We start from the raw sequence: 20,035 nt of genomic DNA, 5'->3' as shown, positions 1-20,035 counted from the left end.
TGCACGCCTGCCCAACTCAGGATGTATGCCATGAAGCCCGTCAACGGTCCCCAGCTTGTTGCCATTGCCCGCCAGTACGGCACCCCCTGCTGGGTGTATGACGGCGCGGTGATCCGCGAGCGCATCAACCAGCTCAAGCAGTTTGACGTGATCCGCTTTGCCCAGAAAGCCAATTCCAACATCCACGTGCTCAAGCTGATGCGCGAGCAAGGCGTGAAGGTGGATTCGGTATCGCTGGGCGAGATCGAGCGCGCATTGGCCGCAGGCTTTACCGCCGGTGGCGAGCATTCCGGCATCGTATTCACTGCCGATCTGCTGGACCGTGAAACGCTGGCGCGCGTGGTTGCGCTCAAGGTGCCGGTGAACGCCGGCAGCCCGCAAATGCTGGAACAACTGGGCAAGGCCAGCCCGGGGCACCCGGTGTGGCTGCGCATCAACCCCGGCTTCGGCCACGGCCACAGCCAGAAAACCAATACCGGCGGTGAATCGAGCAAGCACGGTATCTGGCATGAACATCTGGCCGAGGCGTATGCATTGATCGCGCAATACCAGCTCGATCTGGTCGGCCTGCACATGCATATCGGCTCGGGCGTCGACTATAGCCATCTGTCCAGCGTGTGCGATGCGATGGTGGCGCAGGTGAAGGCATCCGGCCGCGATATCCGTGCCATTTCCGCCGGCGGTGGTCTGTCGATTCCCTACCGCGAAGGTGGCGAGCGCATCGACACCACGCACTACTTCAGCCTGTGGGACAAGGCGCGCAAGGAAGTGGAGGCGCATCTGGGCCACCCGGTCACGCTGGAAATCGAACCGGGCCGTTTCCTGGTGGCCGAATCGGGCAAGCTGATAGCCGAGGTGCGCGCAAAGAAAGACGCAGGCAGCAATCACTTCGTGCTGTGCGATGCCGGCTTCAATGACCTGATGCGCCCGGCCATGTATGGCAGCTACCACGAGGTATCGGTGCTGGATGCTGCAGGCGTAACCAAGACCGCCGCCGCGCGGCCGACGGTGATTGCCGGCCCGCTGTGCGAATCGGGCGACGTATTCACGCAGGAAGAGGGCGGCACGCTCACGCCGCGCAACCTGCCTGCCGCCGAAGTGGACGATTTCCTGGTGTTCCATGACGGCGGTGCCTATGGCGCCAGCATGAGCAGCAACTACAACACCCGTCCGCTGATTCCGGAAGTGCTGGTGGATGGCGAATCGATCACGCTGATCCGCCGCCGCCAGACGGTGGCGGAATTGCTGGCGCTGGAACTGATCTAGCACCGTTGCCCGCTCTCTATTGGCGGCAGGCATCCCGGGAAGTGTTGTTGCGCTTCCCGGTTGCCGGTGGCAGCGTCGATGCTGCTGCCGGTGTTCCCTGCCGGTGGCGCTGCGCTCGTCCCGCCACCCTCAGCGTGGCGGTGGTTCATGCCGCGTGGCGGTTTTTTCCTCGTGGTAGTGCGGTCTGGTGGCTTCCGCGGACATCACCGCATCGGTAGCGAGAATGGTTTCCGTAACCAGCTGCTGCAGGCCATCCTGAAACCAGCAGGCCAGTGCCGAATTGCGGTTGCCGTGCAGATCGACGATCTTCAACCGCGCATCCGCAGCAGGTGCGTTATCTGAAGGCGGATCCGGAAACCGCTTCGGTGGCAGGATCAACGCATCGCCCGGCTTGATCCACAGGTCGGCCAATGCAATCTCGTTCACGAACGGCCGCCAGCGCGCCACGCTGATCACCAGCGGCGGCTGCGTGGCATCTGCAAAAAATACGTGCGGAAAATCGTGGTATTCCAGATCGGTCGGGTTATGGGTCAGCAATTCGCGGTCCCGCGCGGCGCCGATATACGGCGACTGGTGGCCGGCCCATTTGCCGTAGGTGTATTGCGCGGCGCGCAGATCGCGGTAGCCGAAACGGATGCACTGGCGGTTCTGCAGCAAGGTCATACCGAATGCCTGTGCCGTGTGGCTGGTGGCCCACATCGGCTCGTAGCGTACTTCGGGCACCTTGAAATCGAATTCCTTGATCCAGTATGGCGTTGCATTGTCTGCAGCGGCTTCATCCAGCGGCGGGATGCGCTTTTCGCGCCAGCTGATGCCGATGTAACTGGCGCCGAGTTCCAGTTCCGGGCGCTCCGGATTCAAATGGATTTCCGTGTATCCAACAGCATCTTTCGCCAGTTTGGCGTGGCCCTCCATATTGCACAAGAAAGGAAATTGGGCGGTGTCGAGCTCGTTTTCTTCCCCATCGCGGATGAACAGCACGGTATCGAAAAGCGGGCGTTGCACATAGGGTGTATCTGGCATGGCTGTAGATCCGGTTGAGTGACACTGAATGTAGGCGAGAAAGCACCGTATTGCCGTTGCGCACCGCGCGCCGCCGGGCCGTTCCGGTGTACGGACGGCCCGGCGACTTGATCGAGGTATCTGATTACACAGTTACATACTCGCGGAACCAGTCCATACCGTGCGGTTCGCGCCATTGCCTTACCGCGGCACGGTTGCCGATCTGGGTCAGGCAGAGTGAGCGGTTGTGGTAGTACACCATCAGCAGATGGAATACCTTGTCGCCGCGCAGATCCCAGATCACGTCGTCTTCCTGTGTCCTGACCGGGTCCAGCCCGCTTTCGCTCTGGTCGAGCTTGCCCTGCAAGACCGCGCCGGTTTCATAGTTGAACAGCACAGTGGGATGATTGATTTCCGGGTAGTTGTCGCGTTTTTTCAGTGCGTGTGCATACCACAGATGCGCCGGGTTGGTCGGATCCGGCTTTTGCATGATGAGCTGGGCCCTGTTGTCCGGATCTGCTGCCAGTGCCGGCTGGCTGTCCGTGTTGTTGCGCAACACGAACAGGCGTGTATTTGAAGCCACCAATGGTGCTTCCTTGCGCGCCAGCTTCAAGCGGCCAAATGAATCATGGGCAAGCCGTGCATGGATCGACACGCTCGGCTTGAGATTTTCGCCCGGGTTGCCGAAACCGGCGGCCACGCCATCCTCGCCTTTGCCTGGCGCATTGATGCTGCCCGCCAGCACATAGCTCAAGCCGGCAATCGGGCAAGGCTGCATGAATTCGGTCAGTTTTTCCCACCGTTCTATCGTGGCTGCCGTGGCGCCGTGCGCGACAAGCTCTTCGCGTGCCCGGCCTTTGGGCACGTACCGCCGGTCACGCGGCCAGCGCGCTGTTGCCAGCAATACCAGTTGCTGGTGCTTCCTTGCGTCCTTGAGTTCGTCCGCTACCTGGCTCCAGAAATGCGTGAACACGTCTGCCCCGGCATCCGGCGACGGCGCGCCGATGGTGACTTCGCTGTGTTGCTCGGTAGTGAGATCGACACGCACCAGCCGCAATGCGGCGGCGGTGCTGGCCGACCTGGCTTCCGCCTGAAGCAGGTTCTTGCCGGTAACGATCAACGTATCCTGCCAGCTCGATTGCACCTGTACCGGGTAGCTGGTGTACCACTCGTAGGCTTGTTCCAGCGCCGCCTTTCTTTTTTCATCGCCGACAAACTCGAATATTTTCCTCAGTTTCACCTCGACCACCGCCAGGTCGTCGGTCAGTGACTGCCGCCATTTGGCGAATTCGCCCGGAAACAGTTCCGGCTTGGCCTTGCTGATATCCACACCATGGCTGCCACCGGCGGTGCGCAGATTGGTCTGGTGCTGGCTCATGCGCCGCTTGATTTCCTCCACATCCTTGGCCGAAGCCTGGCCCTTGATGAAGGTATATTCCGCGGTGACCGTGGCGCCGATGGAGGTTTTCTGATCCAGATCACGCTTATAGGCGGTGGTTGCATAGTTGAGCGAGCCGCCCAGAATGACTTCGCTGACGATATCCGCGCCATAGGTGACGAAGAAATCGAAAAACGTCTTCGAATTGCCGCGTTCGAATGTCGTTGGCAATTTCTCGACCGCTTTGCGAAAACCTTCCGTGGTTTTGTCGCTGTCGATGGTGAGCTTCAATAGCTGGATCGATTCGCTGTACAGCGCGGATTCCCGTTCTTCCATCTGCTTGATGTCGTAACCGAAAGTGGCCTCGAATGAGGCCGAAAATGCCCCGTAACTGCCGGATGCTTCTACCTTGGCTTCAAGATGCCGCTCATATTCGTTGCTGGACGAAAATTCGCTGACGGAAATCTCGGTGCGGGTATGCGAGGTCAATTCCACCTTGTTGCCGATCTTGTAGGATTTGCCGCCGTACTCTTTCACTTCCTCGCCGCTTTCGGTATCGCCAACCAGCAAGCCGACCTTGCCGTCCCCGCTATGCCAGTCCATGCGGTTCAGGCCACGGCCCAGCAGGTCCAGCCCCGGAAACTTGAACACTACCGGGGCGCTTACGCCACTTTTCACACTGTTGTCGCTCATGTCTTTCTCCACTTGGATTGGCGGTTCATTGATGGGCCTTCTGGCCACTGTCATCACCGGTTCCCAGTCTAAAATTGTCGCATCGCGGTCAACAGTTCAGAGCAGCATCAGTTTGGTATCAGCCTGGTATCAATAGATAACGGATGCCGTACTGCCTTCGCTGGCAATCGCTTTCACCACGATGTGACTGCCTGCCATTGCGATACAATCTGGTTTGCCACCGGTAGCAGCTTGCGCATCCGCCGCTATTTCTGCCCGGGCTGAGAAGGCCAGCGAGAGGCGATTCCCTTGTTTTCAGAACACAGTGCCATGCCACCATCCGCCAGCGGCGTACAGGCCGTTGCAGACGGACGCGTGCTGCTGGACGCCGGCACGCTCAAACGGCTGCGCAAGAAGCAGGGCCTGAGCCAGGAAACGCTGGCGGAGGCATGCATCGACCAGCATCTATGCGTATCCATTGCCTCGATCAAACGCGCGGAAACCGGCAAGGCAGTGCTGTACCGTACCGCGCGGCATCTGGCGGTGGTATTCAGCGTGGATGTGGAATCGCTGCTCGCACGCGCTGCGGTTGAAACTGCAGTCATTTCCCCGCTGGTCGCAGCATCCGCCGGTAGTGACGAAGTGCCAGCGGCCAGCGAGGATAGCGACATAGCTACCATCCGCTATGTGCTGGAACTGGGCTTCGAAGCGCAATCGGACGACGACACGCTCGCACAATTGATCCAGCAGTTTGGCGGCGTGATGGCCGCGCGGATGCAGCACACGGTGATCGCCCGCTTCGGCTCGCCGCATGCCTACCGCAGCGATGGCGAACGGAGCCTGCTGTGCGCGCTGGCGCTCAGCCGGGATCAGCATGTGCTTGCCGGGCATGCGATGACCTTGCGGCTGCTGCGCAGCGACGAAACCGCCGCAGATGCCGACGAGGCCGGCACAGGGCTACCCGGGGCAGACCTGCACGGCAACGCCCCCGTATACGTTGCGCATAACCTGATCGAGCAGCTGTTTCAGCGCTTCGAGTTTCTGCCTGCAGAAGCGGCATTTCCGGATTATCGCCGGTGCCTGCGCCAGCGCAACCCGGATGAAAATGCCCAGCGCGCATTGGCCGGGCGGGCGATTGAAATTCTGCAGTTCAAGGGCGTGATCGAAGCGACGCAGGAATGCCAGGATGGCCACGTGGTATACGTGCGCGGCATGGTCGGCATCGGCAAGACGCATCTGGTGACCGAATTTGCCGAGATCGCCCGGCACAACGGCTTTGCATGCCACCGTGCCGACGTACCGGACTTCGGCATGGATAAATGGTTCTTTCCGCTGGGGCAACTGGTGCGTAGCGTGCTGGGGCTGCCAGCCGCGATGGCTGAGGCTGATGACGATACGCTGCCTGCTGCACTGGCGGCTGCCGCATTGCAGTTGAAGTTGCCCGCTGAACACCACGTATTCCTGCTGGTACTGGCGGGTGCCAACCCGGCGCGCGATCCTTTCCGTGAGCAGTTTCCTTTTTATGCCGCGATGAGCAATGATGCCCGCACGCAGGCTTTGCTGACTGCGGTGCTGGATCTGCTGCTGCGCGCAGCCATGCAGCGGGCATTGCTGGTCTGCATCGAGGACCTGCATTGGGGTGACGCTGCGCTGTATGTTGCGCTGGGCAAACTGATTGCCCTGACCGGTGAGGCACCGATCATCTGGCTGCTGACCGCGCGCAACGAAGGGGATCCGCTCGAGCATGCGCTACGCCCGCACTTTGCCAGCGCGCTGAGCCTGCTCGAGCTGGCCCCCATGCGCCAGCGTGAAGCCGCGGCGCTGGCAGACCAGTTTGCCGATGCCGATCCGCACTACAAGGCAGACTGCATACGGCGTGCGCAGGGGAACCCGTTGTACCTGACGCAATTGTTGTCGAGCAACGAAGGCACCTTGCCCGATAGCCTGCGCCACCTGATCCAGACGCGGGTTGACCGCTTGAACCCGGTGCAGCAGCGCGCGCTGCGTTGTGCTGCGGTATTCGGCAACCGCTTCGAGTTGATGCTGCTGCGCGAAGCATTGCGCCAGCCCGATTACCTGCCGGAAGCGGGCATGCGGCAGGGGCTGTTCCGGGAGGCCGAACCCGGCTGTTATCTGTTCGTGCACGATCTGGTGATGCACTGCATCTACGATGCCATGCCGCAGGTACAGCGCGAGCAGTTGCATCGGGATGTGGCCGGGGTATTCCGCCAGCGTGATCTGGCGCTGCATGCGCGGCATCTGCTGCGCGCCGGTGATGATGCCGCGTTCGATGCACTGCTGGCCGCCGTGCAGGAAAAAATGCAGGCCTATCTGTACGCGCACGCGCTGGAACTGGCGCGACTGTGTGAGCACTTTGCCGTACGGTCAGCCAGCAGCTTCCTGCTGGCCTTGCTGTGCGGGCAGGCCAGCGCCGGCATGGGGCACAGCATGGCAGCGCGCCGACATTTCGAACTGGCGCTTGCGCTGGCCGGGCAGCCGGGCGAACGGATCGAAGCGGCGCTGGGCCTGGCACCTGTGCTCAATACGCTTGATTGTCTCGACGAAGAAGAACGGCTGATCATCGAGACGGTGCCGCTTGCACGGGCAATGAACGCGCATACCGCACTGGCGCGCTTGTTCCAGCTGCGCGGCAACATCTACTTTCCGCGTGGTGATTACGCGCAATGCCGCCATTTGCACGAAGAAGCGCTACAGTTTGCCCGCGTCAGCCTGCATCTGGAAACGGAGGCCAAGGCGCTGAGCGGCATCGGTGATTCGTATTATGCCGAGGGACGCATGCATACCGCATACGAGGTATTCGACCAGTGCGTGCGGCTGTGCGAGCGCAATGGTCTGGCCAACGTGGAGGCGGGCAGCCGCAGCGCGCGTGGCTCGGCCAATATTTACCTTGGTCAACCGATACAGGCGCTGCACGATGCAACGGAAGCCATAGCATGCAGCCACCGTATCGGTGACCGGCGGGCAGAGGTGTTTTCGCGCCTCACCGCATCCTGGGTGCTGATGGCTGCGGCGCAGGATGATGCCGCACAAGAGCAGTTATCCACCGCACTGACGCTGGCACAAAGTATCGGCGCCAGCCGCTTTGAAGCCATGGTGCTGGAAGGATTGGCGCGACTGGCGCTGCGCCGCGGTGAGCAGGCACAGGCCATGCAGCTGATTGCCGCTGCGGTGGAACTGGTGGAACGCATGCAGTTGCAGCGTTACATCGGCCCCTGGGTGTATGGCAGCATGGCGCTGATCGCCACCGATGCTGCAACACGGCAGCATGCGCTGCAGCAGGGTGAGCTGCAGCTTGCACAAGGCGGCGTTGCCCACAACGCATTGCGTTTCCGTGTGGCCGCAGCCGAGGTATGCCTGCTACGCGGCGATTACGTGCAAGTGGCCCGGCACAGGCAGGGCTTGCTGGCTGTTGCCGCAGCACCGTGCGCATGGGTTGAGCAGCACGTGCAGTGGATCGATGTAGCCGGCCGCTACCTGCAAAGCGCTGATGAGGCGGGCAGGCAAGCGTTGCAGGCATTGGCATCGGCAGCAAAGCGCAACGGTTTTGTGGCAACCATGCCCCGGCTGATGCATTTGCTGGGTATGCCCGGCTGAACGGGCACGGCCAGCAAGATTTTTCTGCTTGCCGAGCGGGATTGAAGCGGTCTGCTCGTGCAGGCCATCGTTGATTCAAAAGGAGATTGCCATGCCCACAGCCCACGTTTATGTCGCACCGGGGTTTGAAGAAGTCGAACTGATCTCCATCGTCGACGTCTTGCGCCGTGCCGATGTGCAAACCACGCTGGTGGCACTGGACCATACGCTGGCAGTGCGCGGCGCCCATGACGTCACCGTCCAGGCGGACGCCACCTTTGCCAGCATGGAAGGGCAACTGGCGGATGCCATCGTGCTGCCCGGTGGTGGCCCCGGTACCGATGCACTGGCTGCTTGCCTGCCGCTGTATGACCGGTTGCGTGCGCATCACGATGCCGGCCGCCGCGTTGCGGCAATCTGCGCCGCCCCTACCGTGCTTGCCAAGGCTGGCCTGCTGCAGGGCAAGGCGGCCACGTGCTTCCCCGGCCGCGAGCCGGTACTTGCAGAGCACGGCGCCAAAGTGACCAATTATCAGGTGGTGACCGACGGCCTCATCACCACCTCGCGCGGGCCGGCTACAGCAGGCCTGTTCGGCATCGAGCTGGTGCGCCTGCTGGTGAGCGATGCCAAGGCTGTCGAAGTGGGCAGGGCAATGCTCTATATCTAGCGATCAGTTATGCCACGTGGAGATCAAGACGAATGTTCCGGATGTCGGCATTACTCCGGATTGAATCAAGGATTCACCTGGCGGTGATTGGTTTGGTCAGGATCCAGATGAATCCAGGAGATAGCCACATTATCCTGTGCGTAATCAATTTGGCTATCCGGGCTTTTTTACTGCCCGGGGGGAGCATATATTGCGTATGGAATTTCGCCGGATCATCGACTACTTTCTTGGTGTAATCATTCACGGCGAAATTGCCCGCCAGTTTTTTCAAGCCAAAATAGGTGTAGTGCAGTTCATGATAGTGACTCGCTTTTTTTGCAATGCGGACATAGAGATGTGCTAACGGGCGTGGCAGTACGGATAGCAGGGGCAGATTGTAATGTGGCTCATTCCACATCAGCCGATTGCCGGCCGCAAAGTAGCATGCTCCACCGGGGATGAGAACACGATTGATTTCCCGCATCATTTTCTCGGGATCGGGAACATGTTCGTAAACCTGCGAGCAAATGACTACATCGAAAGAAGCATCCGCAAAGTCCAGATTCAATGCATCACCAGTCTGGAATTTGAGATTGGTCTTGATAAAGCGGCTTTGGGATTTTTCGATTGCCGGTGCGTCGATATCGATACCGGTAACTGATCGAAAATGATTGGCGAGATAGTTATCGATGATGCCAACTGAACTGCCAACATTCAATACGTTCAGGTCTGCAAGAGGCCGCTTGAAATGATCCTGCAAGACTGCGACCATCGTTTGCGCTTTCCGCTCCCGCCCTTGCTCGTCATAGCTTCCTGCAGGCAGGCTCGAAAAGTTATGCTGGTATCCGCGTGCCACGTATTCGCTTCCATTTTCGGCGTAGACAATCGGTCTACATTGATTCAACCATGGTCATGATAAAGATGGCGCAAAAGTCGATCCACTTCATGAAGCGCAATTTCCCTCATGCAAGGCGGGTGACTGCATCCGATAGGTGCTTATGGTACAGGTTTGTCTGATGAAGGTGGCAGATCGAACACCAGCAGCGTGGACGTTGCCGATGCATAAACCTGGCCGCTGGCATCCACCAGCTTGCCCTCGGTAAATGCTACCCGCTTCCCCACGGTAATCACGCGGGCTTCCGCGGTAACCGGACCGGTCTCTGCGGTCATTGCCTTGTGGTAGGAGACTTTCAGTTCCAGCGTGGTGTAGCCCTGGTTGGCTGCCAGTGTTGAATGCACCGCGCAGCCGCAGGCTGAGTCGAGCAGCGTGGCGGCATAGCCACCGTGGATGGTGCCCAGCGGGTTGTAGGCATGCCGGCCGGGTACGCCGCGGAATACCGCCCGGCCGGCTTCGATTTCAACCAGGTTGAAATCGAGCGTGTCGCCGATGGGTGGCCGGCGTTGCGTATCGATCAGCGATTGCAGTAATGCCAGCCCATCAAGCCGGCCCTGATTTTCTTCCAGTACGTTCATGAATGTCTCCTTTGCATGCGGTCTGGCTTGCGCGTGCTGATTAGTGCTGACTTGTAATCCACAACGCCCATAATGCAAACGTCATGGCATGTTTCATGCTGTTGCGCCATCTTGCTCGCGCAGCGGGCGAGCGCGCTATCGCCCGCCATGGATATCCCGCTCATGCCCCACCTTCCGGAGAAGCTAGTATGTATGGATTGACGCAACTTGGTGTGATGCACACGGCCATCAGCCTGATCGCAGTCATTGCCGGGCTGATTGCCTTGCTGCGTGCTCGGCAGATTTCGCTGCGCAATACGCTGGGCAAGGTGTATGTAGTGACGACAGTACTGACCTGTGTGACCGGTTTCGGCATTTTCCAGCACGGTGGTTTCGGCAAACCGCACGTACTCGGCATCATCACGCTGATCGTGCTGGCCGTTGCCTATGTCGCGGCCAATACACGCTGGTTTGGCCGCGCATCGCGTTATGTCGAAGTGGTCAGCTATTCGGCTACTTTCATGTTCCACATGATCCCTGCCATTACCGAAACCACCACGCGATTGCCGCTGGGCGCACCACTGTTGGCCGATGCCGAAGCGCCTGAACTGAAGGCTGCCACTGGCGTGCTGGTGTTGCTGCTGATCATCGGCGCCACACTGCAGGTCCGCCGTTTGCGCGCGCAAGGGCAGCCATGAAGGCGGCAGGGAAAGCGCCAGCCAGATGGTAGGCGCCTGCATGCCAGCGATGACAAAAAAGGCAGCCATGGGCTGCCTTTGCGTGGTATTGCACGATTGCGTTCCCGGTCAGCGCAGCAAGGATGGCGTACCCATCGATCTTGCCAGCTCGTACACGGTCTTGCCGCGCAGTTTGAAGAGGTCGGCGGCGTGATAGAGGTTTTCCGAGTGCCCCACATACAGCAAGCCATTTGATTTGAGCAGCGGTGCAAAGCGCTGCAGTATTTTCAGCTGGGTCGGCTTGTCGAAGTAGATCATCACGTTGCGGCAGAAAATGGCATCAAACGGGCCGCGTATCATCCAGTCCGGTGCAATCAGATTCAACTTGCGGAATACGATCATGTCGCGCAATTCCTGCTTGAGCTGGTATTTGCCGGTGGCAGCCTGCTTGTCGAAGAAGCGCTTCACCCGCGTTGCACCCAGCTTGTCGACTTCCTCTGCCGCGTAGACGCCGGCCTTGGCTACCTCGAGCACATTGGTATCCAGGTCGGTGGCAACGATCTTCACAGGGGCGCGCAGGCTGTCGAACGCTTCGCAGGCGGTAATGGCCAGCGAATAGGGCTCTTCGCCGGTACTGGATGCCGAGCACCACAGGTTGAGCGTGCCCACCTGGCGATTGGCCGCCATGTATTCGGCCAGGATGTCGAAATGATGCGATTCGCGGAAAAACGAGGTGAGATTGGTCGTCAGCGAATTGGTGAACAGCTCCATTTCGCGGAAATCGCCGCGCTCCAGCACCTTCAGGTAATCGCCGAATGTTTTCAGGTTGAGCGCGCGCAGGCGCTTGGCCAGCCGGCCGTAAACCATATCGTGCTTGGCGGGCGAGAGGGCGATGCCGGCGTAGTCATAGATCAGCTTGCGGACTTTCTCGAAATCCTGCTGGTTGAAGTCAAATTCGCGGGTAGGGGGCGTCAACATGTTCTGTTCCGTGCGGGCAGCGTGCCCTTTGTGCAGCATAGCCGGACTATATCCCGGTTGCGGCCACTCTTGTGCTTCCCTTGATGCGTATCAAGGGTTTTCCGTAGCTGGCGGCAAGATCAGCTCGGGTAGCGCCGGGGCGATCACCACGCGGTTACGACCGGTATGCTTGGCCTCATACAGTGCCTTGTCCGCGCGTGTCAGTAGCGCTTCGAGCTTTTCGGTGCTGCCCAGCCGCGCTACACCGAAACTGGCCGTCAATTGCAACAGGTGATCCGGCCGCTTGATCACGATATTGGCTATCGCCGCACGCAGCCGTTCCGCCACCAGCGCAGCACCGCTTTCATCGGTATCCGGCAGCAGCGCCACGAACTCTTCGCCGCCGAAGCGGGCAAAGATATCGATGTCACGCAGTGTGGCGCGGCAGGTGGCAGCCATCTGCTGCAGCACCTCGTCACCGATATCGTGCCCCTCCTGATCATTGATGCGCTTGAAGAAATCGATATCGATGGCAACAGCGGACAGCGGCTTGCCATTGCGTTCGATGCGCTTGAGTTCCTGCTGTGCCTGCTCGTAAAAGGCGCGGCGGTTGGAAACCCCGGTCAGCACATCGGTATTGGCCAGTTCTTCCAGTTGCGCTACCAGCGCATTACGTTCTTCCAGTACCTGCATCAGGTTCTCGTTGGTGGTATTGAGCAACTGGGTGCGCGCAGCCACCATGGTTTCCAGCGTGTTGTTCAGCGTGGTGAGCTGTTCGCTCTTGCTCGATAGCGCCAGGATCAGCTCGCGTAGCGAGTGGCTCAGGTGCCCCACCTCCTGGTAGGCATTGCTCACCGGTATTTCCACGGCCTCGTTGCCTTCGCGCAATGCATCGGCCGCGTCGCTCAGCTTCTGCAGCGGGCGCGAAATGCGGTTGGCAATCAGCACGCCCAAGCAGGCAAACAGGAACGCGCAGCCCGCCCCCGTCCACAGGATCGCATGGCGCAGCGCCTGCACCGGGGCAAACGCGCGCTCGGTGGACTGGCGTACCACGATCTGCCAGCCCAGATCCTGCGGGCCGGTTTGCTGTGAGCGCCTGATCGTGGTCAGGTACTCCTTGCCATCCGGCCAGCGGATCACGCTGCTTTGCACATCCGCCGGCAGCGGCGGGATGCTGATTCCTTCCAGCCCTTTTGGCGCGAGCAGCACCTTGCCGCTTTGCGACAGCATGAAGGTTTCAACGCCGCCTGCGCTGACCGGGCCGAATACCTTGCGCTCGACATTACGCGCCCATTCCCAGGAAAGATGGGCGCCGATCACGTTCAGCAAGCGCCCTTTGGCATCGTAAATGGGCGAGGCGACGTCCAGAAAGCGCAACGGTTCACCGTCACCGGGAGCTGGCAGCAATTTGGCCAGCAACTTGGCTTCGTGCACGTCGCCGATGAAAGGGCCGATCAATGCGGCCCTGAACCAGGGGCGTTCCAGCACGTTGGCACCATCGAGCAAGTGATCTGCAGCGTACAGTACCTTGCCGTCGGGCTTGGCCACGCCGATCCACGCATATTCGCTGTAGTTCTGCCGTAATTGCTGCAGCACCGCGCGGTTGTCTTCGTTCGGTGTATCGGCATCGCGGAACTGCTTGAGATGCGCAATGATGGTGACGTCGCGCAAGCGCTCCGCCAGGCCATTCTGCAATTCATCGTACATGCGGCCCGATAACGCATACAGCGCATCGCCGATATCCTGTTTGGCACTGGTGGTTGCCAGCCGGTCAAGCAGGACGGAAACGGATGCTGCCATCAATATGGATACCGCGGCAAAGGCGATACCCAGAGCGGTGCGCAGGTTAAATCTTGTCATGCGGTATTGGCTCCCCCTTTCCATGCATTTAAGCAGAGGTCCGCAGCAAGGCAAGGATGCGGTGCTGCGGAACACGGGCGAGGCGTCGGCGCCTGCGGGCTGGATCAGTGCAATGTGGCCGGCTGCACGCCCGCTTCTTCTTCGGGCATTTCCGTGTGCAATAGTTCACCGTCCAGATTGGGGTAGTAAGGGCTGCCACAATCGTCGCAGTACTCCAGCGGGAAATCCTGCTCGTGTACGTGCACGGCGGTCACGCCGATTTCCTTGAGAATGGCCTCCATCTCCGCAATGCAGTCGGTGTGCACGTCTTCGCCATCCAGCAATGGCCATACCACGCCGTGCAAGACGGTATCCTCGCCGAACTTGCTGAAGCCCACGCGGTATTCTTCCAGCTGGGTGCCATGAAACTGCCCGATCACTGCCTGCAGCTGCCGCGGCTCGAGGCCCAGCGTGATGGTCAGGAACGCCACCGTGGCCTGGATGGAATAACCGCGGGACAAACGATCAGCCTCGCGCCAGGCGCTGTGGTAGGCACCCGGCATGGCCAGCTCGAAGGTGGAGCCGTTCAGCAGACCCTGCATCACCGCGCTACCCTGTTTCTGCCACTGCTCGAACGCTGTCTCGCGCTCGCCGTCCTCTTCCTGCCAGCGGAACAACGGCTGGCCGGCAGGCGCGGCGACCACGCCCAGCAGATAACGGGTATCCGCAAGAAACATCCTGGTTTCCGGCATGCCGGTGGTGTCCACATGCAGGTGCTGCCCGGCCAGCGCCGCTTCCGTCAGAAATTGCGTCAGCTCGGCGGTGGTGGTGAAGCCGCGCGGCAACTGGTCGGGGCTGAACAGGAAGTCTGCCAGCGCAAGCCTGGTGCCCTTGGCCAGCGTGTGTGCGCCAAGTTGTACTTTCAGGTTCTGCAGCGTATCCGGATTGATGCTGCCACCGCTGATCTGCCAGCGTGACCAGGCCAGCGCCGGTGCGGCAATCAGCAGCGCATCCCAGCTCTGGCCGTCCACGACGATGCGGGTGGATTCGCAAGCGCCTTCGATCATGTCCGCCAGTGCCTCGTAGGCGCGGCCATCGGATTGGGATACCGCATCAAGCGCGCTGTTGAGCACGTCTTCTTCGCGCTCTGCCAGCAAGGTGGCGATCTTGTGGGTCAGTAGCGCTTCCCAGAAACTGTCTTCGACACGGCTGGAAGAATCAGCCAGTCCATTCGCCAGCCGCATCAGCTCGGTTTCGTCGGCAGTGGTGCGGCCGCGGCGGGCAGGGCGATTGCGTTTCAGCATGGCGGACTCCAAGGATCAATCCGCCATTTTACCCTCTCGCGGCTTAACCGCGCTGCATCAATGCGGCATCCTTGCCGTAAGCCGCTGCGGCGGCTACCGGTTTGAAACCCCAGCGCTGCCAGAATGGCACCGAACCTTGCACCGCAACCAGCATGGTGCGCGCATAGCCTTGCTGCGCTCCCCACTGCAGCGCGGCCTCGATCAGGCGGGGTGCCAGCCCTTTACCACGCGCAACCGGGTGCAGTGCCAGATCGTGCAGGAAGTGGCAATCGGGCGCTGCGGGCAGCCCCGCAAGTTCGTGATCCAGATCGGGTGGGGCATCACCAGCCCATGGGTGGGTGAGGAAGTAGCCGATCGGTTCGCCCCGGTGTTCGGCCAGCCAGTGCGAATCGGGCGATACCGCCAGCTTGCGTGCAAACACCGCGCGGGATTCATGGAAGCCGGCCGGGTAGCACGCAGTCTGGATGGCGCAGACGGCATCCAGATCGTTGTGATCCAGCGCGCGTATGGTAATGAAATCGTGATTCAAAACAGCATCTTGCAATCTATTCGGAGGGGAAAGAGCTTAGCGGTTTCACCTGTTGGCGGCAAGGCGATAAAATACGCCGCCATCCGGCAATCCATTTTCCTGACGCATGAATCCCTGTTTATCCTGTGGTGCCTGCTGCGCGGCGTTTCGCGTGAGTTTCGATGAATCCGAGCTGCAATCGGCAGGTGGCTGCGTGCCCGACAGCCTTGCCGATCCCGAGGCGGGGCGCACTTGGCGCTTGCGCGGCACCGACTACGCACAACCCCGTTGCATTGCGCTGATCGGACAGGTTGGCCAGGAGGTGGCTTGCGGTATCTATCGTGAGCGCCCCAATCCATGCCGTGAGTTCGCACCGCTGGCCGAGGTGGGCGTATTCTCCAGCGCGTGCAACCGCGCGCGATCAAGGCACGGGTTGCCGCAACTGGTGATCGCGCCCGAATAACTGCGAATCTGCCGGAATCAACTGCGGATTTGCCTGAATACCCGGCTTATCACTACATCCATACTCCATACCATGGCAATTGCTGCGGCATCCGCCACCAGATCTGCCCAGTCTGCTGAGCGATCGGGTGTGAAAGACTGCAATATCTCGATCAGAATGCCAAAGGCCAGCAACCCCTCCAGCAGCAGCCCGTCGTGGCCGGGAAAGGCGCGCCTGCCCAGCACGACAAGCGTACCAAATGCCAGGAAATGGTTGCTTTTATCCCAGCCGGTAGAAGGCGCGCCTGTCGGGGGCATCAGTGCCAGCAGCAACACCGCGCACAGGCATGCGGCAAAGAGCCAGCAACCCAATGCGGGCATACGGGAGCGCGGGATCATTGCCATATGGACATGGCTTGCCTGAAAGTGGCGGGATGGGTGTCGGGCATGGTCAATCGGTATCAAAGTCGGGGATGGGGCGATATTTTGCTGCCATGCAGCAAGGCAAGTCGAGCGCGCCGTGCGTGAATAGTGCTCGCTGTGATTGCCGCCGGGGATGGGTACACCGGTATCGAGGATGGCATCCTGGTCTGCCTGTTCTCCCGCAACAGCCACGCCTGCGTGCCGGACAGCAAAAAGCCCGGTTCCCCGGGCTTTTTGCTGATGCCAGTGCGGCGCTAACCTACATCGACTCGCTGACGACTTAGCGGAACTTGCGGGCCGGCTTGTCGGTAGCAGTAAAGCCACCACGGTCTGCACGGTCGCCGAAGCTGCGCGGACGGTCACCACCGAAGCCGCCTTCGCGACGTTCGGCACCGCCACCGAAGCTGCGTTCACGGTTGCCACCTTCACGGCCACCGCCGAAACCACCGCGGTTGCCGTCAGCCGGCTTGCGGTCGCTGCTGAAAGTGCGTGGCTCGCGGGCCGGGGCATCGCCAAAGCTGCGCGGTGCACGGTCTGCGAAGCTGCGATCACCTTGTGGGCGGTCGCTACGCGGTGCGCGGTCGCTGAAGCTGCGGTCGCCCTGCGGGCGGTCGGTACGTGGCGCACGGTCGCCAAAGCTGCGCTCGCCACCGAAGCCACCACGGTCACCCTGCGGGCGATCGCCGAAGCTGCGCGGTGCGCGGTCACCGAAACCACGGTCGCCTTGCGGGCGGTCGGTGCGCGGTGCACGGTCGGCAAAGCTGCGCTCGCCACCGAAGCCACCGCGATCTTCGCGCGGCTTGAAGCTGCCGCCGTCACGCTGGCCTTCCGGACGGGCGCCCTGGTAACCGTTGCCCTGCGGGCGATCACCACCGAAACCGCCACGGCTCTGGCCGTCGCGATTGCCGCGGTAGCCGCCACCATCACGGTTGCCGCCGCCGAAGCCGCCACGGTTGCCATCGCGGTTACCGCGATAGCCACCACCGCCGCCTTCACGCGGAGCGCGGTCGTTCGGGTTGAAGCGGGCTTCCAGGCCTTCCACAGCCAGGGTCGCCGGCGCAATGTTGTAGCGGCGACGGATTTTGGTCAGCAGATGGAAATCGTTCTTGCCTACCAGCGAGATGGCGCGACCTTCGCGGCCGGCACGGCCGGTACGGCCGATGCGGTGCACGTAGTCTTCAGCAAACTTCGGCAGGTCGAAGTTGATCACGAGGCCGATGCCGGCCACGTCGATCCCGCGGGCTGCCACATCGGTGGCAACGATCACGTCGATTTCGCTGTGGCGCAGGCGGTTCAGCACCTTGGTACGAACGCGCTGCTGCAGGTCGCCGTGCAGTGCATCGGCGCGGATGCTTTGCATGCGCAGGTAGTCGGCAACCGAATCGGCATCAACCTTGGTGGCGGTGAACACGATGGCCTGTGTACCCGGTGCAGCCTTGATCAGTGCTTCGGTCAGTTTTTGCTTGTGCTCGTAGCCATCGGCAAAGTGGATCGACTGCTCTACGCTGTCGGTCGGGTTGCCGGTTGCTGCCAGCTCGACCTTTTTCGGGTCGCGCATCATCGGCAGCGCAAAGCGCTGGATGGTTTCGGACAGCGTGGCGGAGAACAGCGCGGTCTGGCGTTCAACCGGCAGTTCGGCAACGATGGTGTTGATGTCGTCGATGAAGCCCATGTCCAGCATGCGGTCGGCTTCGTCCAGTACCAGCAGTTCCAGGCGACGGAAGTCGATACGACCACCGCGCATCAGGTCCATCAGGCGGCCCGGGGTGGCAACCAGCACTTCGAACGGCTGTGCCAGTTGCTTGTGTTGTACCGGGTAAGGTACGCCACCCACCACGCTCACGACTTTGCAACGCGGCATGCGGCGCACGAACTGGGTGGCCACCTTGGCAACCTGGTCGGCCAGTTCGCGTGTCGGGGTCAGTACCAGCACGCGCGGGCCACGGCTGTGGTGCGTTGCCGGCTTGGCCAGCTTGTGGATGGCAGGCAGCAGGAAGGCGGCAGTCTTGCCGGTGCCGGTCTGGGCGGATGCCAGCAGATCGTGACCTTCAAGAATGATGGGGATGGCGTGTGCCTGGATCGGTGTCGGGGTGCTGATGCCCTGGCGTGCGACATCTTCAGCCAGTTCTTCGGACAGGCCCAGCAGCACAAAGGCTTTGCCGGTTGTATCTGCGGCCGGTGCGGCAGCGGTTTCCACTGCGGCAGGTGCAGCGGTTTCGGCGGCAGCGGTTTCAATCACGCTGGCGACGATGGTGTCGAGGGTGTTGACGGCGGTGTTTTCGTTATTTTCGATTTGGGACATCGTGCGTTCCTTGCAAGGTGAAGCCGCAAGCGAAGCCGAAAATGTCAGACATGTAGAGTCACGCATTGCACAGGCAATACGCATCCCGTGGCGCTGTAAGCAAACAGGCCTGAGGTCTAAATGAGGGCGAAGTACGAATGAATGGCTGTGCTTCGAATAGGGCAGCAGCGCTGGTCGCAATCCAATCCCGCAACATCTCGGCGGAGCAATTCCGCGGCAGGACATCGACGCTAACCAGCAAGAACCGCGCACATCCCGGCGTTCAAAAGCGCCTGGTGAAGCTGTACCGGAGAGAAGGTCAGGTATCGATGCAAACCCCGTGTTCAGTAGTGCCACACGGGTTGAAGCTGCGCATTATGCACAAACTGTCGCGACATCGCAACAGCTTTGTGATTTTTCTTGAAAAGCCCGCTTATTCGGTCTTGGCTTGCATCCCTGTCAGGAAGTCGCGAAGCAGTCGCTGCTCCACCTTGGCGCGCTGGCCCAAGGGCACCGGCAGTTGCAGGTGCAGGCCGATCTCTTCGCGGTCTTCCAGCGCGATGCGCAGCCGTGGCGCCAAGGTGGGGGTTTCCAGTGCGTAACCGGCGGCCAGCTCGCGCGCATGGCGTTGCAGTTCATCGTTGTATTCGGCCACAACGGCCTCTGCTGCACCCAGCAATACCTGCTCTGCGCGCTGCCAGTCTGCCTGCCGGTCTATGGCGATATGTATGGTCTGCACCACGAAACTGCCCAGCATGGTTTCGTTGTATACCGGTTGTGACAGCAGCAGGCTGTTGGGTAGCGTGATGCCGCGCCCCACCGTGCCCTTGTGCGGTTGCGCGTGGCTGGATTCGGCAATGGTGAAGGACAGCAAGTTGGTATCGATCACCTGGCCCTTGATGTTGTTGATCTCGATGCGGTCACCCACGCTGAATACATGCGTGCTGGTACGGTAGATCGACCCCATCATGCACAGGATCATTTCCTTGGTGGCCAGCACGATGGCTGCGGCAATGGCAACCAGCGAAACCGCCAGCGTCTGCAGCTCGTGCGCCCAGATCAGCACCAGCCCGATGAACGCCAGCACCAGCGCTAGATTGCGTACAGTCACCAGCCAGCGGCGCTTGTTTTCCGCCGACAGGTCACTACGTTGCAGGATGGCGCGACGAACCAGCGTACGCAGCAGCAGCAAGACGACCATGAAAACGACCGTGGTGATCAGGTCGCGCAGCACCGTGCGGTCGGCAAGCGAGGGCAGCAGGTTTTCCAGTGCAATGGCCGGGTTGAGTGTCGTCATGGCGGAATTCTAATGGATGGCGTGGTGGATGCGCTTGTGCAATGGTGTGGCTGGCGCTAGGGTGCGTGGCTGATGCCCCTTGGAATCGCCATGAAGAAACTGGATACCGCTGCACTGTTTCAGCTGGCTGACAACGCCCGCAGTTCCCCGCGCCTGCGTGCCAATCACAATTTCCATCCGCAGCTGGATGACCCCATCCAGCGCCTTGCCATTGCCATGCAGCCGAGCACCTATGTGCGGCCGCATCGTCATCCGCATACCTTCGAGCTGCTCCACCCGTTATCGGGCCGCTTCGTGG

Annotated in this window: 17 protein-coding genes; 6 read left to right on the top strand and 11 right to left on the bottom strand. The window is 60.8% G+C overall.

Annotated features, from left to right (window positions below):
* The first annotated feature begins 30 nt into the window (after nt 1-30).
* Entirely contained in the window at nt 31-1,266 is a 1,236-nt protein-coding gene (lysA, locus tag IGB42_RS04980) for a diaminopimelate decarboxylase (RefSeq protein ID WP_159667812.1), read from the top strand.
* 129 nt (nt 1,267-1,395) lie between these two features.
* Here the strand turns inward: lysA and IGB42_RS04975 are convergent, their stop codons facing one another.
* Both IGB42_RS04975 and IGB42_RS04970 read right to left on the bottom strand, forming a co-directional pair.
* Nucleotides 1,396-2,289: a hypothetical protein gene (locus IGB42_RS04975; RefSeq protein WP_159667809.1), complete on the bottom strand. Its 894-nt coding sequence runs from the start codon at nt 2,287-2,289 to the stop codon at nt 1,396-1,398.
* Between the two features lie 124 nt (nt 2,290-2,413).
* A complete protein-coding gene (locus IGB42_RS04970; RefSeq protein ID WP_159667806.1) occupies nt 2,414-4,339 on the bottom strand; it encodes an MAC/perforin domain-containing protein in 1,926 nt (641 codons plus the stop codon).
* A gap of 309 nt (nt 4,340-4,648) precedes the next feature.
* Between IGB42_RS04970 and IGB42_RS04965 the strand changes: the two genes are divergently transcribed.
* Together IGB42_RS04965 and IGB42_RS04960 are read left to right on the top strand one after the other, a co-directional pair.
* Complete coding sequence (locus tag IGB42_RS04965) at nt 4,649-7,933, top strand: helix-turn-helix domain-containing protein (RefSeq protein ID WP_159667803.1); 3,285 nt, start codon at nt 4,649-4,651, stop codon at nt 7,931-7,933.
* 91 nt (nt 7,934-8,024) lie between these two features.
* A complete protein-coding gene (locus IGB42_RS04960) occupies nt 8,025-8,579 on the top strand; it encodes a DJ-1 family glyoxalase III (RefSeq protein ID WP_159667800.1) in 555 nt (184 codons plus the stop codon).
* Nucleotides 8,580-8,652: 73 nt separating this feature from the next.
* Here the strand turns inward: IGB42_RS04960 and IGB42_RS04955 are convergent, their stop codons facing one another.
* A complete protein-coding gene (locus IGB42_RS04955) occupies nt 8,653-9,414 on the bottom strand; it encodes a class I SAM-dependent methyltransferase (RefSeq protein WP_159667797.1) in 762 nt (253 codons plus the stop codon).
* Between the two features lie 140 nt (nt 9,415-9,554).
* Nucleotides 9,555-10,031 (bottom strand): PaaI family thioesterase, encoded by a 477-nt coding sequence (locus IGB42_RS04950; protein WP_159667794.1) that lies wholly within the window; start codon nt 10,029-10,031, stop codon nt 9,555-9,557.
* A 215-nt stretch (nt 10,032-10,246) separates the two neighbouring features.
* Between IGB42_RS04950 and IGB42_RS04945 the strand changes: the two genes are divergently transcribed.
* Entirely contained in the window at nt 10,247-10,708 is a 462-nt protein-coding gene (locus IGB42_RS04945) for a hypothetical protein (RefSeq protein ID WP_201799835.1), read from the top strand.
* Between the two features lie 108 nt (nt 10,709-10,816).
* Here IGB42_RS04945 and IGB42_RS04940 read toward each other — a convergent pair whose 3' ends face one another.
* The 4 genes from IGB42_RS04940 to IGB42_RS04925 all read right to left on the bottom strand — a co-directional run bounded on the left by IGB42_RS04940 (nt 10,817) and on the right by IGB42_RS04925 (nt 15,316).
* On the bottom strand, nt 10,817-11,665 hold the full coding sequence (locus tag IGB42_RS04940; RefSeq protein WP_159667788.1) for a CheR family methyltransferase: 849 nt from the start codon (nt 11,663-11,665) through the stop codon (nt 10,817-10,819).
* Nucleotides 11,666-11,755: 90 nt separating this feature from the next.
* On the bottom strand, nt 11,756-13,504 hold the full coding sequence (locus tag IGB42_RS04935; RefSeq protein WP_159667785.1) for a sensor domain-containing diguanylate cyclase: 1,749 nt from the start codon (nt 13,502-13,504) through the stop codon (nt 11,756-11,758).
* Between the two features lie 104 nt (nt 13,505-13,608).
* Nucleotides 13,609-14,787, bottom strand: a complete 1,179-nt coding sequence (locus IGB42_RS04930) for a DUF2863 family protein (protein ID WP_159667782.1) — start codon at nt 14,785-14,787, stop codon at nt 13,609-13,611.
* Nucleotides 14,788-14,830: 43 nt separating this feature from the next.
* On the bottom strand, nt 14,831-15,316 hold the full coding sequence (locus tag IGB42_RS04925) for a GNAT family N-acetyltransferase (RefSeq protein ID WP_159667779.1): 486 nt from the start codon (nt 15,314-15,316) through the stop codon (nt 14,831-14,833).
* 106 nt (nt 15,317-15,422) lie between these two features.
* On the opposite strand from IGB42_RS04925, the gene IGB42_RS04920 reads away from it, so the two are divergent.
* Complete coding sequence (locus IGB42_RS04920; protein WP_159667776.1) at nt 15,423-15,758, top strand: YkgJ family cysteine cluster protein; 336 nt, start codon at nt 15,423-15,425, stop codon at nt 15,756-15,758.
* A gap of 17 nt (nt 15,759-15,775) precedes the next feature.
* Here IGB42_RS04920 and IGB42_RS21950 read toward each other — a convergent pair whose 3' ends face one another.
* The 3 genes from IGB42_RS21950 to IGB42_RS04905 all read right to left on the bottom strand — a co-directional run bounded on the left by IGB42_RS21950 (nt 15,776) and on the right by IGB42_RS04905 (nt 19,737).
* A complete protein-coding gene (locus tag IGB42_RS21950; protein ID WP_201799834.1) occupies nt 15,776-16,522 on the bottom strand; it encodes a VanZ family protein in 747 nt (248 codons plus the stop codon).
* A complete protein-coding gene (locus tag IGB42_RS04910) occupies nt 16,440-18,461 on the bottom strand; it encodes a DEAD/DEAH box helicase (protein ID WP_159667773.1) in 2,022 nt (673 codons plus the stop codon). The genes IGB42_RS21950 and IGB42_RS04910 overlap by 83 nt, the downstream gene beginning before the upstream one ends.
* Before the next feature lie 412 nt (nt 18,462-18,873).
* Complete coding sequence (locus IGB42_RS04905) at nt 18,874-19,737, bottom strand: mechanosensitive ion channel family protein (RefSeq protein WP_159667770.1); 864 nt, start codon at nt 19,735-19,737, stop codon at nt 18,874-18,876.
* Between the two features lie 90 nt (nt 19,738-19,827).
* Here IGB42_RS04905 and IGB42_RS04900 point away from each other — a divergent pair.
* A partial coding sequence (locus IGB42_RS04900) for a WbuC family cupin fold metalloprotein (protein WP_159667767.1) occupies nt 19,828-20,035 on the top strand: 208 nt, incomplete at its 3' end.

Source organism: Andreprevotia sp. IGB-42 (genome assembly GCF_009848685.1).
In the GTDB taxonomy this organism is placed as follows: domain Bacteria; phylum Pseudomonadota; class Gammaproteobacteria; order Burkholderiales; family Chitinibacteraceae; genus Andreprevotia.
The sequence above is the reverse complement of the archived record's forward strand: the minus strand, read 5'-3'. Positions and strand labels throughout refer to the sequence as shown.